12 protein-coding genes and 1 pseudogene are annotated in these 11,990 nt (G+C 60.4%); 5 read left to right on the top strand and 8 right to left on the bottom strand.

Going from position 1 to position 11,990, the window contains the following annotated elements; translation table 11 throughout:
- The first annotated feature begins 9 nt into the window (after positions 1 to 9).
- From ACA060_RS03550 to ACA060_RS03540, 3 genes are all read left to right on the top strand, one after another.
- Entirely contained in the window at positions 10 to 1,032 is a 1,023-nt protein-coding gene (locus ACA060_RS03550) for a sensor histidine kinase (protein ID WP_497315467.1), read from the top strand.
- 57 nt (positions 1,033 to 1,089) lie between these two features.
- On the top strand, positions 1,090 to 1,677 hold the full coding sequence (gene rimJ / locus ACA060_RS03545; RefSeq protein ID WP_497315466.1) for a ribosomal protein S5-alanine N-acetyltransferase: 588 nt from the start codon (positions 1,090 to 1,092) through the stop codon (positions 1,675 to 1,677).
- Between the two features lie 84 nt (positions 1,678 to 1,761).
- A complete protein-coding gene (locus ACA060_RS03540; RefSeq protein WP_497315464.1) occupies positions 1,762 to 3,201 on the top strand; it encodes an ArnT family glycosyltransferase in 1,440 nt (479 codons plus the stop codon).
- Here ACA060_RS03540 and ACA060_RS03535 read toward each other — a convergent pair.
- Positions 3,152 to 4,015: a phosphatase PAP2 family protein gene (locus ACA060_RS03535; protein ID WP_497315462.1), complete on the bottom strand. Its 864-nt coding sequence runs from the start codon at positions 4,013 to 4,015 to the stop codon at positions 3,152 to 3,154. The genes ACA060_RS03540 and ACA060_RS03535 overlap by 50 nt on opposite strands.
- Positions 4,016 to 4,040: 25 nt before the next feature.
- On the bottom strand, positions 4,041 to 4,712 hold the full coding sequence (gene pmrG, locus ACA060_RS03530; RefSeq protein WP_497315460.1) for a lipopolysaccharide core heptose(II)-phosphate phosphatase PmrG: 672 nt from the start codon (positions 4,710 to 4,712) through the stop codon (positions 4,041 to 4,043).
- A gap of 260 nt (positions 4,713 to 4,972) precedes the next feature.
- Here pmrG and ACA060_RS03525 point away from each other — a divergent pair.
- Together ACA060_RS03525 and ACA060_RS03520 are read left to right on the top strand one after the other, a co-directional pair.
- Positions 4,973 to 5,986 (top strand): annotated as a pseudogene (locus ACA060_RS03525) (methyl-accepting chemotaxis protein); the annotation flags it as partial.
- Between the two features lie 42 nt (positions 5,987 to 6,028).
- Positions 6,029 to 6,892 (top strand): methyl-accepting chemotaxis protein, encoded by an 864-nt coding sequence (locus ACA060_RS03520; protein WP_497318169.1) that lies wholly within the window; start codon positions 6,029 to 6,031, stop codon positions 6,890 to 6,892.
- A gap of 119 nt (positions 6,893 to 7,011) precedes the next feature.
- Here the strand turns inward: ACA060_RS03520 and ACA060_RS03515 are convergent, their stop codons facing one another.
- From ACA060_RS03515 to ACA060_RS03490, 6 genes are all read right to left on the bottom strand, one after another.
- A complete protein-coding gene (locus ACA060_RS03515; protein WP_109627864.1) occupies positions 7,012 to 7,431 on the bottom strand; it encodes a type II toxin-antitoxin system VapC family toxin in 420 nt (139 codons plus the stop codon).
- Complete coding sequence (locus ACA060_RS03510) at positions 7,428 to 7,673, bottom strand: FitA-like ribbon-helix-helix domain-containing protein (RefSeq protein ID WP_109627863.1); 246 nt, start codon at positions 7,671 to 7,673, stop codon at positions 7,428 to 7,430. The genes ACA060_RS03515 and ACA060_RS03510 overlap by 4 nt, the downstream gene beginning before the upstream one ends.
- Positions 7,674 to 7,755: 82 nt before the next feature.
- The gene (locus ACA060_RS03505) at positions 7,756 to 8,124 is read right to left on the bottom strand and encodes a glyoxalase superfamily protein (RefSeq protein ID WP_109627862.1); all 369 of its coding nucleotides are present in this window, start codon (positions 8,122 to 8,124) and stop codon (positions 7,756 to 7,758) included.
- Positions 8,125 to 8,244: 120 nt separating this feature from the next.
- Complete coding sequence (locus tag ACA060_RS03500) at positions 8,245 to 9,702, bottom strand: N-acyl-D-amino-acid deacylase family protein (protein ID WP_497315457.1); 1,458 nt, start codon at positions 9,700 to 9,702, stop codon at positions 8,245 to 8,247.
- A 1-nt stretch (position 9,703) separates the two neighbouring features.
- Entirely contained in the window at positions 9,704 to 10,564 is an 861-nt protein-coding gene (locus tag ACA060_RS03495) for a MurR/RpiR family transcriptional regulator (RefSeq protein WP_109627860.1), read from the bottom strand.
- Between the two features lie 15 nt (positions 10,565 to 10,579).
- Positions 10,580 to 11,929, bottom strand: a complete 1,350-nt coding sequence (locus ACA060_RS03490; protein WP_497315455.1) for a GntT/GntP/DsdX family permease — start codon at positions 11,927 to 11,929, stop codon at positions 10,580 to 10,582.
- Positions 11,930 to 11,990: the final 61 nt, after the last annotated feature.

The following is an 11,990-nucleotide window of genomic DNA, read 5'->3' as shown; positions in this document are numbered from 1 at the left end:
ACCAGGACCATGACCGAGGCCAATGGCACGAACGCACAAACGATGGCCACCGCCGCTCGTGAGTTGTTCCTGCTCGGCCAGAAGACCGTGGAAGCGCGTGCGGTGCTGGCGGCGCTGAAAAAGGAATTGAACGATACCAATAACCGCCTGGTGGACGCCCAGCAAATCGAACAATTGGTCGAAGCCAACCAGCAACTGGTGTTGGCTATTCTGCTGGCGCAATCGGATGCGGAAAAACCCCATCGCTCACAAGAAGAGCAGCGGCTGTTCCTGGAGATGCGCGAGGCCAACGCACAATTGGTGATCGCCGCCCTCAGCGCGCAAAACCTGCAAGCCTCGGCGGAACACACGCTGGAGCAGCAACGCAACCTCCTCACGACGGTCGCCCATGAACTGCGCAACCCGCTTACCCCCATCAGCATGATCGCCGGCCGCCTGGTGCGGGTGCCCAGTGAAGAGTTGCCGCGCATGCAGGCATTGATCGAGGGCCAGGTGCGGCACATGACGCGGCTGGTGGATGACTTGCTCGACGTGTCCCGCGCCAGCACCGGCAAGCTGCGTCTCGATTGCCGGATCGTCGACATGGCGCAGATCATCCACGAGGCCATCGAGGTGTGCCGTCCGTTGATGATTATCCGACAGCTGCATTTCACCGCCGAACTGCCCAGCTGTGCGTTGTCGGTGAACGGCGACCCGGTGCGGCTCACGCAGATTCTCGGCAACCTGCTGGGCAATGCGGCCAAGTACACACCTGCGGGGGGCCATGTCACGTTGTCGGCCAGGGCCAATGACAACGTGCTGGAGATGAGCATTTGTGATGACGGCATCGGTATTTCCGCCCAGGCACTGCCGTTTATCTTCGAGCCGTTTGTGCAAGACGTGCATGCCGTCGGCTTCAACGGAGCAGGCCTGGGCATTGGCCTGACTGTGGTTCGCGAACTGGTGGAAGCCCATGGCGGCACTGTGATTGGCAATAGCGACGGTGACGGCAAAGGCAGCACCTTTATCGTGACATTGCCCTTGGCGGTTTGAGTTTTTCCGCTGACCACGCAATGCTTGCGCGACGATCCCCCCGAAACGGAGCGCCCTATGCCGCTGTTGTCCATGCCCTGTAAACGCTTGACGCTGGCGGTGCTCGACCCTGAACAGGCAGCACTGGAAAGCGACTTCTACCGGCGCAACCAAAGGCATCTCGCCCGCTGGTCGCCGATTCGCCCCACCGATTACCACAGCCCTGAAAACATTCGTCCGCGCCTTGAAGTGCAAGCCAGCGCGTTCCAGGCAGGCCTCGCGGTGCACTTCGCGCTGTTGGACGCGGACAACGGCCAGATGATCGGCGCCTGCAATTTCAGCGGCATCACTCGCGGGGCGTTTCAAGCGTGTTATCTGGGTTACCACATCGACGAATCCCATCAAGGTCAGGGCTTGATGCAGGAAGCGCTGGAAGCGGCCATCGGCTACATGTTCGATGAGCAGAAACTGCACCGGATCATGGCCAATTACATCCCCGGCAATGAACGCAGCGCACGGTTGCTGGAGCGTCTGGGATTTGAACGTGAAGGCTACGCCAAGGCTTACCTGAGTATCGCCGGGCGCTGGCAGGATCACGTGTTGACCGCGTTGATCAATGACCGCTTTGAAGCCCCGGAACAGCGCTGGTCCAGACCTCTCTCGTAATACTTCGCGGCTGTTCACAATTCATTAAGCATTCGCCCCGTATGCTCGGGCTTCCCGGTCCACCTTCCCGGAAGCCAGAAGTCTATGTCGCGTCCCGCCACTTCACTGTTTCTGCTTGCCGCTATGCTGTTTTTCTTTGCCTTGGGCAATCATCAACTGCAAGGTTCCACCGAGGCCCGAGTGGCCGGGATCGCCATGCAAATGCACCTGGAAAACGACTGGGTGACGCCCCGTTTGTTCGGCGAACCGTTTCTGGAAAAACCACCCTTGAGCTTATGGCTGGATGCCGGTGCCATCCGCGCATTCGGCGGCACGCCGTGGGCGGTGCGACTGGCTTCGGCGTTTGCCGGGTTGTTCAGTGTGATGCTGTTGTACGAGATGCTGCGGCGGTTCGGGCGGCCCAAGGCGATTGCCTGGACGGCGGGGATCTTTCTGGCAACCATGGCCAGTTACTGGAGCAACGTGCGCGGGGTCGGGGAAGACGCGCTGCTTGCCCTTGGTGTGAGCATGGCGTTGCTGGCATTCTTTCAGGGGCACCGACAATCGACGCTCGGCAACGCACTGCTGTTTTCCTCCGGAATCGCCATCGCCACATTGAGCAAAGGCGTACTGGGCCTGGCGATGCCGGGCGTGGTGATTTTCGCGTATCTGCTGGCCGAGACCTTGATGGACAGGCGCCTGAAAATCTCCGACTGGTTGCGCCCCGGTTTACTGACGCTAGCAGGGTTGATCCCGTTGATGATCTGGCTCGCCGTGCTGTATCAGCGCGATGGAGCGCAAGCCGTGGGAGAAGTGCTGCTGACCAACAGCGTCGGACGCTTCAGCGGATCCTTCGTCGAGGCCGGACATTACGAACCGTTCTACTACTACCTGACCAAGCTGCCCCAAGCGTTCCTGCCGTGGAATATTCTGGTGTACCTGGGGCTGTGGCATTTTCGCAAACGCCTGATGGCCAATCGTTACTTGCTGTTTTTCACCCTGTGGATCGTGGCGCAGTTTGTGATGCTGACATTGGCGTCGAGCAAGCGCACGGTGTATCTCATGTCGATGACGCCTGCGGCGGCGGTGATTGCGGCGGAGTATGCGGGCGTTCTGTTCGAGCGGCTGAAGATGCGCGAAGGGGCCTCGAACCTTTTGGGGCACATCGCACGGCATCGACGCGGTGTGGCGATTGGCATGATCATGCTGGTGATCGGCAGCTACCTGGCCGCCGCTCAATGGGCGCTGCCCCACGCGGACCGCAAATTGTCGTTTATGCCGCTGACCGAGCAGATTCAAACGATGCAAGCCAATGGACAACACGTCGCCCTGTTCCAGGCCAACGAACGGGTCGGCGGCGCCAGCGTGTTCTATACCCGGCAAGTGCTCAAGGGCCTGGACACCGAGGCGCAGCTGCATGAGTTTCTGGCGGCCTCGCCCTCCAACGTGGCGGTCATGTCCGGTGAAACCGAACCAACCGCGCCCTTGAAAGTGCTCAAGACCATGAAGGTGGGGCGTCAGGCTTACTACTTTGTAAACCAGTAAGCGGCTCAGCGGTCTGCGCGCCTGCCTTTTGCAGCACCGGCACTTCCAGCCGCGCTCGACCGTAAAATGCCAGCGCCGTCAGCAAACACGCCAGCCACACGAAGATCCCGGCCCAGAAAGTGTGGGACATGTAGTGCCAGCCTTGCAGGACCCGTGTCGTGCCGTAGACGAAACCGAGCAGCAACGCGCCGTACATCAGCGCTTTGGAGTATCGCCAGCGGTAGCGGCGAGCCACGAAGTACAACGCGAGCATGGTGAAGCCGCCGGAAGCATGGCCGCCCGGCCAGCAACGGCCGTCACCGGCTTCCTTGAACAGCTGGAAGTTTTCGTACCACTCTATGTGGGCCATTTTCCCGCCGTAGAGGGTCGTTTCGATCGGGCAGTACACGCTGGTGTGCGCCTTGAGAAAATGGATCACGCCGGTGCAAATGGCGAACGCGACGACCACAAACAGGAAATCGCGACGATGCTCGTAGGCAAACCGGAGCACCGGGGCGGCTTTGCTGCGTTCCAGGAAACTGCCGAGACGCGGATGCCTTTGAACGTTTAGCAACGGCCAGACAAACGACAGCATGGCGCCGATCACGGCGATTTCCCCGGTCCAGTTCGGAATGATCCGCGCCCACTTGTGGGTCAACTTCTCGAAGAAGTGAACCTTGTCGAGGGGAAAGATCTGGGCGACGGGATCAAACAGCAGATTGCTAAAGGCGATGTCGATGTTGGTCATGTCGAACATCAGGAAAACCACGACCGCACAGGCCAGCGGGATACCGAAGTTCGCCCAATAAAAGCGGCTGCGGGAAGAAGTCAGCATGGTGCGTCCTGATCCAGAGGAAAATTCATTGGGTGGTCACCGAACGCCAGTCGGAGGCTTCTATGAAGCCGAGCATGCGCGGTGTCAGAGGTTTTTTGGCGGAGACAAACAACGAAGCGCCATAACCGAGGGTGGAGGTCGACACCTTGAGGTCTTTTTCAAGTTGCGCCATGCATTCGCTGTGGGTGACCAGAATCAAATTGCGGCCCGCCACTTTGTGCGCCAGGGCATCACGCAGCATCGTGCCCTTGCAGCTCACCAACCAGTCCTCGCCGACACCGACCTTGTTGAACATGTAGCCAGCCGTCTGAGACGTGCGAACCATCGGGCTGTTGTAGATATCGGTCTTGTCCAGCCCCAACTGTTCGAACCGCGCACCGACATTCACCGCAACGCTGCGCGAGCGATCGGTGATGCCATCGTTGCCACTCAGGCATGCGGCTTTCGAGTGATCGCAACGCTCGACGTGGCGCACCAGCACGATGACGTCGCCTTTGGCCCATTCGGCGGCCAACGTTCGTGCGCCCGCCACATTGCCATGGGCCAGGTCCGGCACTGCGGCCGGCTGCAACAGCCATACCGTCAGCGGAACCACCAGCAATGCCGAGGCCAGTACCACCGCGATATTTCGATGCCGGGCCAAAACGCTCAGATTGATCGAGCGTTTGATCCCGAACAGACTCAGTCTCAATTCCACATCAAACGGCCTCACCCGCGTGCACCCTTGTCATTCGATGCCGCGAGGGTAGAGAGGCGCGCGTCGGCAGCCGGTGAAACCCATGTGAAAAAAAGCTTAAGCCGCCCACAAAAACCTTGTTACAGAATCCGTCCGACAAAATCCTTTCAGCTCTAGTGATTGCTGCCGATACAAACCTGCTACATCCCTTGCTGGCACCTAAAAACAACAATCTTCCAGCCAACCGACGATCGAAAGCGCAACGTTCCTGGAGGAATTTGATGAATAGCTGGTTCGGCAACATCAGCGTGAACATGAAACTGGGCCTGGGGTTCGGCCTGGTCCTGGCTCTGACCTGCATACTGGCCCTGACCGGCTGGACGAGCCTGGGCGGGTTGATTGACCGCAGCAACTGGATGAGCGACATCACCCAGCTCAACTCTGGTCTGACCAAACTTCGTGTGGTGCGCCTGCAATACATGCTGACCAACGGCGATGAAACCGCCGCTCAGAACGTACAGACCACCCTTGACGCCTTTTCCGCTCAGCAACAATCGCTGTTGTCGAAATTCAAGAGCCCGGAAAACCTCAAGCTGCTCAAAGAACAAGGCACTTACATCGACGCCTACAAGACGTCGCTGAACAAAATGCGCAGCGCCTACCGCACCGGCAACAGCGCCCGCGACACCATGGCCGCCAATGCCGAAACGGCCAGCACGCTGATCGATGCCATCGGCACCCACGTGCAACAAATGCCTCTTGGCGATCAGCGTTTCGAACAGTTCCAGGCCGTCACTGCCGCCAAGGAAGCGTTCATCCTGGCCCGCTACGAAGTGCGCGGCTACACCGCCACCACCAATGCCGAAACCGAGCAAAAAGCCGTCGTCCAACTGGATTCGGCGATTGCCAGCCTGAAGCCGCTCAACGTTCAGTTTGCCGACACCCAGCAAGACGCCCTGCGTCAGCTGGAAACCGCGCTCGGCAACTACCGCAGCGCCTTGCAGGCTTATAAAGCGGCCAACACCGATGCCGTGCAGGCCCGCAAGGAAATGACCGAGCAGGGCGCCGCCATCGTGACCCTGAGCGATCAGCTGTATCAGATCCAGCTCGATCGTCGTGATGCCGAAAGCGCCCAGGCGCGCACCCTGCAGCTGATCAGCACATTGCTGGCGTTGTTGGTGGGCATCATTGCTGCCGTGATCATCACCCGTCAGATCACCGGCCCGTTGCGCGACACATTAGCGGTGGTCGAACGCATCGCCAGCGGCGACTTGTCCCAGGACGTCAAGGTGACGCGCCGCGACGAACTTGGCGTGTTGCAGCAAGGCATCGCGCGCATGGGCGTGACCCTGCGTGACTTGATCAGCGGCATCCGCGACGGCGTCACTCAGATCGCCAGCGCCGCCGAAGAATTGTCCGCCGTCACCGAGCAAACCAGCGCCGGCGTTAACAGCCAGAAGATCGAAACCGATCAAGTGGCCACCGCCATGCACGAGATGACCGCCACCGTGCAGGAAGTCGCGCGCAACGCCGAAGAAGCCTCCCAGGCCGCAGCCGCCGCCGACGGCGAAGCTCGCGAAGGCGACAAAGTGGTCAACGAAGCCATCGCCCAGATCGAGCGTCTGGCCAGCGAAGTGGCGCGTTCCACCGAAGCCATGAGCGTGTTGCAACAGGAAAGCGACAAGATCGGCAGCGTCATGGACGTGATCAAAGCCGTCGCCGAACAGACCAACCTGCTGGCCCTCAACGCTGCGATTGAAGCCGCGCGTGCCGGTGAAGCCGGTCGTGGTTTTGCGGTGGTGGCCGACGAAGTCCGTGGCCTGGCCCAGCGCACACAGAAATCCACCGAAGAAATCGAAGGTCTGGTGGCCGGTCTGCAAAATGGCACTCAACAAGTGTCCACCGTGATGAACAACAGCCGCGCCCTCACCGACAGCAGCGTCGCCCTGACTCGCAAGGCGGGCGTGTCGCTGGAGAACATCACCCGCACGGTGTCCAACATCCAGTCGATGAACCAGCAGATCGCAGCCGCTGCCGAGCAACAAAGCGCCGTGGCCGAAGAAATCAGCCGCAGCATCATCAACGTGCGCGACGTATCGGAACAGACCGCCGCCGCCAGCGACGAAACCGCGGCGTCCAGTGTTGAACTGGCGCGGCTGGGTGGTCAGTTGCAGCAGATGGTGAGCCACTTCCGCGTCTGACATCCGCTTTGCGGTGAATGAAAGAACCATTCGCGAGCAAGCCCGCTCCCACACGTTCAATCAGTAACCTGTGGGTGCGGGCTTACCCGCGATCGTTATCTACCCGTCACCAAAAGCGCTCAGGTCTGCCAAGGATTGATCACCTCTATGCCGGGGAATTCAAAGTCCCGGACATTACGGGTGGCAATAGGAGCTCCGTGGCTTCGGCAGATGGCGGCAATCTGCGCATCGGCCATCGACGCCGTCCGACCATTAGCTTCACAGCCGGCTACCAACGTCGCGTACTCCACGGCGGCGTGGGCGTCAAAAGGCAAAATCCTTCCGACAAAGTCCTCTTCAAACATCGCCATGGCATGAGCTTCAAGTTTCTGTTTGCGCTTGCCAAACGGGAGTCGGGCGATGCCATGGAGAATTTCCGCCACGGTGACAGCACTGATAGCCAATTCCATCGCTGGCTGTGCATCAACCCAGGCAAGCACTTGTGTATTGGGCTCAACCCGCATGAACTCTGAAAGAACATTGGTATCGAGCACTATCATTCGGAGAAATCCACCGCTGTCGCTTTCTCGTGACGAGAAGGAAGATCAAGCTCAACCCCACCGACAGCGTTGAACCTGTTACGGATTCGGCTACCAAGCCCTCCCGCGCGATCAACGGTTGCCAAGGCTCTTCCAAGAATCAGACGAGCCTCCTCCTCCATCGAATGCCCATTGTGGGCCGCGGCTATACGCAACTGTTCCTTAATCTGATCATCCAGGTTTCTAATCGTGATGCTGGCCATGACGCCTCCTGCAATCAATGAAATCATTGATTGAGGCTATCACACCTTGTCCCATCAACACTTGCTTAGCTGCCGAACGGCCTTACGCACTAATCGCATTGGTAAACACCAACCGGTTCCCGAACGGGTCGGCAATAGTCATGTCCTGGCTGCCCCACGGCATGGCCTGAATCTGTGGATGCGCAAACGTGTATTCCTTGGCCAACAATTGCTGCTGGAACGCCTCGAGTTCATCCGTCTCGATCCGCAATGCCGAACCCGGCGTGCTGTCGCCATGGTGCTCGGACAAGTGCAGCACGCATTCGCCCCGGGAGACTTGCAGGTACAGCGGGAAGTTGGCTTCAAATCGATGTTGCCAGTCGACCGTAAATCCCAAGAAGTCGACGTAGAACTCCAATGCCTTGGCTTCGTCGAAAATCCGCAGGATCGGGGTAGTTTTGCCGAAGCTCATTGGGTTGCTCCCTGACTGAAAAGACACCCATTGTAGTTGGGCTGGATGTCAGCGCTTCGGCTTGGTGATGGCTTTCTTTAATTGCAATGTGCCACCACTGTGACGGACTCCTCGGAATCTTTACTGAAACCCGCCACGCAAATCCCCTTCCCGCGCAAGAAACCGCCCTTCCCGCTTTCCGTTCGCCTGGCCTTCGCTGTAACTCAACACGCCGTTGACCCATACCCCGTCAATTCCTTCTGCTGCCCGTTGCGGGTCGTTGAAGTCCGCCACGTCGCGAATGGTCACTGGATTGAACAACACCAGGTCCGCCCAATGCCCTTCGCGGATTTCGCCGCGCTCCTTCAAGCCAAAACGCGCCGCCGACAGCCCGGTCATTTTGTGTACGGCGGTGTGCAGCGGAAATAGCCCGACGTCGCGACTGAAGTGCCCGAGCACCCGTGGGAAAGCGCCCCACAAGCGCGGATGCGGGAACGGGTCTTCCGGCAATCCGTCAGAGCCGACCATCGACAGCGGATGGGCGAGGATTCTTCGTACATCGGCCTCGTCCATTCCGTAGTACACCGCGCCGGCCGGTTGCAGGCGGCGGGCAGCGTCGAGCAGGGGCACGTTCCATTCGGCAGCGATGTCCATCAGGTCACGACCGCCCAACTCCGGATGAGGTGTCGACCAGGTGATGGTGATGCGATGGGCGTCGGTGACTTGCTTAAGGTCCAGGGTCGAAGAACTCGCCGCGTAGGGATAACAATCGCAGCCCACCGGGTGAGTTTTCGCCGCTTCCTCAAGCGAGGCCAACAGTTGCGGACTGCGACCCCAGTTACCGGCCCCCGCGCATTTGAGGTGGGAAATGATCACCGGGGATTTCGCATGGCGGCCGATCTGGAAGGCTTCGTCCATAGCCTCCAGCACCGGTTCGAATTCGCTGCGCAAATGGGTGGTGTACACCGCGCCGAAGGCCGTCAGTTCTTCGGTCAGCTGCATCACTTCATCGGTGGATGCCGAAAACGCGCTGGCGTAGGCCAGACCGCTGGATAACCCCAAGGCGCCGGCCTCAAGGCATTCGCGCAGTTGCTCGCGCATTGCGCTGATTTCATCCGCCGTGGCAGTGCGAAACAGGTCGTCGAGGTGGTTGCTGCGCAATGCGGTATGGCCGACCAGCGCCGCCACGTTCAGCGTGGTGTTAGCGGCTTCGACCGCTGTGCGGTAATCGCGGAACGTCGGATAAACAAAGGCTGCCGAAGTGCCGAGCAAGTTCATCGGGTCTGGCGGATCGCCGCGCAGACTCACCGGTGACGCGCTGATCCCGCAGTTGCCAACAATCACCGTGGTCACGCCCTGGCTGAGCTTGGGCAGCATCTGCGGCTGGCGGATTACCACGGTGTCGTCGTGGGTGTGCACATCGATAAAACCGGGCGCCAGCACGCGGCCGGCGGCGTCAACTTCTTCGTGGGCGGAGTCATCGCGCAGGTCGCCGATGCGCGCGATGCGGCCATTCAGAATCGCCACATCGGCGGGATAGCCGGGGCTGTTGCTGCCGTCGATGATCAGGGCGTTGCGGATCAGCGTGTCGTACATCATGTCAGTCTCCCAGCGGCAAGTGATCGTCGCCGCCGCGGTAATCGTCGAGGGCGAGTTTGATCCGCCGCAGACGTTCTTGATTGTTTTCAGGATTGGCCAGCGCCAGCTCGGTGGCAAGCACGTCGATGGCCAGCAGCATGCCGTAGCGCGCCGCCGTGGGTTTATAGATGAACGAGGTCTCGACGCCTTGCAGCGGCAGCAGCACATCGGCCAACTGCGCCAGAGGCGAATCGGCGCGGGTGATGGCGATAATCCGTGCGCCGTAGTTGCGCGCCAGCTCGACGGCTTCGATCAGTTCGGGGGTGATGCCGGTCAGCGAGCAGACAATGACCGCGCGTTCGGCATCGAGGCTGGCGGCGGTGACGCGCATCATCACCGGGTCGTGGCACGCCGCAATCGGGTAGCCGAAGCGCACCAGCCGCACTTGCAGTTCATCACTGCACAAGGTCGAGCAACCGCCCATGCCGAACGCATGAATCATCCGCGCCTTGCCCAGCAATTTCACTGCATCGGCGAAACGCGACTCGTCGAACGCCGACAAGTGCTGACGCAACGTCGACTCGATATCGCCGACGATCTGCCCGTAAAACGCCGACTGATCCGGCGTGCCCGCCGGGTCGAGGAAACGGCTGCCGACGCCGCTGGCCTGGGCCAATTGCAAGCGCAGATCGCGCAAGTCGCGACAGCCGACGGTGCGGGCAAACCGCGACAGCGTGGCGGTGCTGACTTCCGCTCGCAGCGCCAGCTCATCGAGACTGGCTGCGGAGGCAAAGCCTACGTCGTCGAGCATCAGGCGAGCGATGCGCCCTTCACCGGCACTGAAGGAATCCTGGCGGGCGCGGATCTGATAGAGGATGTCCATGGCAGGCGGCTCCGGTTAAATCAGGTAAGAAAGACCCACGGTCAGCGCGAAAGCCACCACCGAAATAATGGTCTCAAGCACGGTCCAGGTCTTGAAGGTCTGGGCAACGGTCATGTTGAAGTATTCCTTGATCAACCAGAAGCCGCCGTCGTTGACGTGGGAAAAGATTACCGAGCCGGCGCCGGTCGCCAGCACCAGCAACTCCGGATGCGGATAACCCATACCGATGGCCACCGGCGCGACGATGCCAGAAGCAGTGGTCATCGCCACGGTGGCGGAACCCGTGGCAATCCTCATCAACGCCGCAAACAGCCAGCCCATGATCAGCGGCGACAGGTGAAATTCATCGGCCAGGCTGACGATCTGATTGGTCACGCCGGCATCCACCAGAATCCGGTTCAAGCCGCCGCCGGCGCCGACCAGCAAGGTGATGCTGGCGGTCGGCGCCAGGCATTCGTTGGTGAACTTGAGGATCGACTCGCGGCTGAAGCCCTGGGCGATGCCGAGGGTCCAGAAACTCAACAGGGTCGCCAGCAGCAGCGCGATCACCGAGTTGCCGATGAACAGCAGGAACTGGTTGAAACCGCTGCCCGGCGTGGAAATCAGGTTGGCCCAGCCGCCGATCAGCATCAGCACCACCGGCAGCAAAATGGTCGCCATGGTGATGCCGAACCCCGGCAGGCTGTCCCGCGGTTCGCGGTCGAGGAACTGGCGTTCCAGCGGGTTCTCTGCCGGCAGTTGAATACGCGGCACGATGAATTTGGCGTACAGCGGACCGGCAATGATCGCCGTTGGAATGCCGATCAGAATCGCGTACATCAACGTCTGCCCGACCGACGCCCCATACACCTGCACCGCGAGCATCGCCGCCGGGTGCGGCGGCACCAGCGCATGCACCACCGACAGGCCGGCGACCATCGGCAAGCCGACCATCAGGATCGACACGCCCACGCGGCGCGCCACGGTAAAGGCGATCGGCACCAGCAACACAAAACCGACCTCGAAGAACAGCGGCAACCCGACCAGAAACGCGATGCACACCATGGCCCAGTGCGCGTTTTTCTCGCCGAAGCGGTCGATCAAGGTCCGCGCCACCTGCTCCGCGCCGCCGGACTCGGCCATCATCTTGCCGAGCATCGTGCCCAGCGCCACCACCAGCGCGATGTGCCCCAGGGTCTTGCCCACCCCGGCCTCATACGCGCCGACCACGCCGGACGGCGGCATGCCCGCCAACAGCGCGAGGCCGATGGAAACGAGGGTGATGACAATGAACGGATTAAGCCGGTAACGGGCGATCAGAACGATCAGGGCAATGATGGCGATGGCGGCATACACCAGCAGCCAATAGCCGAAGGACAGGGTCATGCGGTACTCCTCGAAAGGGTCACGTCGAAAGTTTTGTGAAACTCTTAAATCATTTCGAGAC

The organism is Pseudomonas sp. LBUM1671 (assembly GCF_059695685.1).
Note: the sequence above shows the minus strand (reverse complement) of the source record. Positions and strands in the feature narration are given on the sequence as shown.

Bases quoted from the DNA above. Each gene is read 5' to 3' on its own strand.
- ACA060_RS03550 (WP_497315467.1), top strand. From the start codon at position 10: ATGACCGAGGCCAATGGCACGAACGCACAAACGATGGCCACCGCCGCT.
- rimJ (WP_497315466.1), top strand. From the start codon at position 1,090: ATGCCGCTGTTGTCCATGCCCTGTAAACGCTTGACGCTGGCGGTGCTC.
- ACA060_RS03540 (WP_497315464.1), top strand. From the start codon at position 1,762: ATGTCGCGTCCCGCCACTTCACTGTTTCTGCTTGCCGCTATGCTGTTT.
- ACA060_RS03535 (WP_497315462.1), bottom strand. From the start codon at position 4,015: ATGCTGACTTCTTCCCGCAGCCGCTTTTATTGGGCGAACTTCGGTATC.
- ACA060_RS03520 (WP_497318169.1), top strand. From the start codon at position 6,029: ATGGGCGTGACCCTGCGTGACTTGATCAGCGGCATCCGCGACGGCGTC.
- ACA060_RS03515 (WP_109627864.1), bottom strand. From the start codon at position 7,431: ATGATAGTGCTCGATACCAATGTTCTTTCAGAGTTCATGCGGGTTGAG.
- ACA060_RS03510 (WP_109627863.1), bottom strand. From the start codon at position 7,673: ATGGCCAGCATCACGATTAGAAACCTGGATGATCAGATTAAGGAACAG.
- ACA060_RS03505 (WP_109627862.1), bottom strand. From the start codon at position 8,124: ATGAGCTTCGGCAAAACTACCCCGATCCTGCGGATTTTCGACGAAGCC.
- ACA060_RS03500 (WP_497315457.1), bottom strand. From the start codon at position 9,702: ATGATGTACGACACGCTGATCCGCAACGCCCTGATCATCGACGGCAGC.
- ACA060_RS03495 (WP_109627860.1), bottom strand. From the start codon at position 10,564: ATGGACATCCTCTATCAGATCCGCGCCCGCCAGGATTCCTTCAGTGCC.
- ACA060_RS03490 (WP_497315455.1), bottom strand. From the start codon at position 11,929: ATGACCCTGTCCTTCGGCTATTGGCTGCTGGTGTATGCCGCCATCGCC.